The organism is Dietzia sp. UCD-THP, from assembly GCF_000349585.1.
In the GTDB taxonomy this organism is placed as follows: domain Bacteria; phylum Actinomycetota; class Actinomycetes; order Mycobacteriales; family Mycobacteriaceae; genus Dietzia; species Dietzia natronolimnaea_A.
Map to the genome: position 1 here is coordinate 1 of NZ_KB714674.1, position 1090 is coordinate 1090.

The 1090-nt window shown below is 58.4% G+C and carries 3 protein-coding genes; all 3 read left to right on the top strand.

The window, feature by feature from the left end; all coding sequences use genetic code 11:
* The first annotated feature begins 270 nt into the window (after nt 1-270).
* Nucleotides 271-450: a hypothetical protein gene (locus H483_RS39405; protein WP_152428113.1), complete on the top strand. Its 180-nt coding sequence runs from the start codon at nt 271-273 to the stop codon at nt 448-450.
* A gap of 58 nt (nt 451-508) precedes the next feature.
* On the top strand, nt 509-724 hold the full coding sequence (locus H483_RS37920; protein ID WP_152428114.1) for a hypothetical protein: 216 nt from the start codon (nt 509-511) through the stop codon (nt 722-724).
* A gap of 8 nt (nt 725-732) precedes the next feature.
* A partial coding sequence (locus H483_RS39825) for a hypothetical protein (RefSeq protein WP_193746924.1) occupies nt 733-1090 on the top strand: 358 nt, incomplete at its 3' end.

Consider the following 1090-nt stretch of genomic DNA (forward strand, 5'->3'; position numbering starts at 1 on the left):
GTCGGCAGGGGGCCGCAGAGCTTCAAGGTCGGTCGGAAGGTGTACTACCGCCGTTCGGTGGTCGAGCAGTGGATCACCGACCGGGAAGCCGAGTCAGTCCTCGGAGTCTGAGCACCCGGCCTAGCCCCCAGGCCGTAACAGGGGGCGCTTGACGGGAGACCTACGGGCCGACCCGAAGTTATTCAGAGAACTGAACAGTGTGAAGCGGACGGCGGGGCTAGCCACCCCGCAAGCAAAAACGCAACTACCCACAGGAGGGAGGAAACACTCATGGCGGATGACATCACAAAGTGCTTCATGGGCGAACTCATCGCGCAGATTTGGAATCGTTCGCACGCCGAATCAACGGGAATGCACATGATCCCATCAACGGCAGGCGGCTTCATTGTCGTAGACACCACCGGCAACGAATGGTTACGGACGGTCAACACGTACAAGGCAAGCGCGTAGCGCACACGACAGGAGAAGGCTAATGGAGGACACAACTAGGGCGGCATGGGATCACATCATGGCTCATGCCGAGTTGCTGGAACGGAAAAAGTTCGGATTCTTCGCGGCAATGGATCGGGCGCGGCAGAGTTCGGAAGACATTGACCCGGAGGAAATCATCAGCGAACTGGCATCGCTGGTGGTTGATCGGTTTCTCAGGGAGAACAACATGGACAAGTCGGCAACGAAGTCGGCAATCGTAGCGGCCTATGCCGCAGAGGGAGTAGAGCAGTGATTACGGTAATGACTCAGGCAGAGCGGGACCGGCTGGCAGAGCTTCTGGAGAAGCCACTGATTAACAGCACCGGTCTGGAGATTGAGGAAAGCATCGTGCTTCTGGAGAAGCGCCGAATGGGGCTTGAGGCAGAAATCGAGATACTGGAAGAGTACAAGGCGGACCTTGACCAGGCTGACGAGAGTCCGTTCACCCCGCACCGGGTCGCGTGGAACTACGTCATGGCAACAGCGGCGGCAGCAGGCCCCGAGGACTATCACCGGCGCATGGCCGAGGTTGACGAAATGGCTATGGGAATGAGCGTGACGGACGCTCATGGAGTTGTGGCTCACCTTGCTGAGTTCGTGGTGAACCTGATTCGGGAAG

What these genes read in the sequence shown, in the direction of transcription:
- H483_RS39405 (WP_152428113.1), top strand. Translation starts at nt 271, where the DNA reads ATGGCGGATGACATCACAAAGTGCTTCATGGGCGAACTCATCGCGCAG.
- H483_RS37920 (WP_152428114.1), top strand. Translation starts at nt 509, where the DNA reads ATGGCTCATGCCGAGTTGCTGGAACGGAAAAAGTTCGGATTCTTCGCG.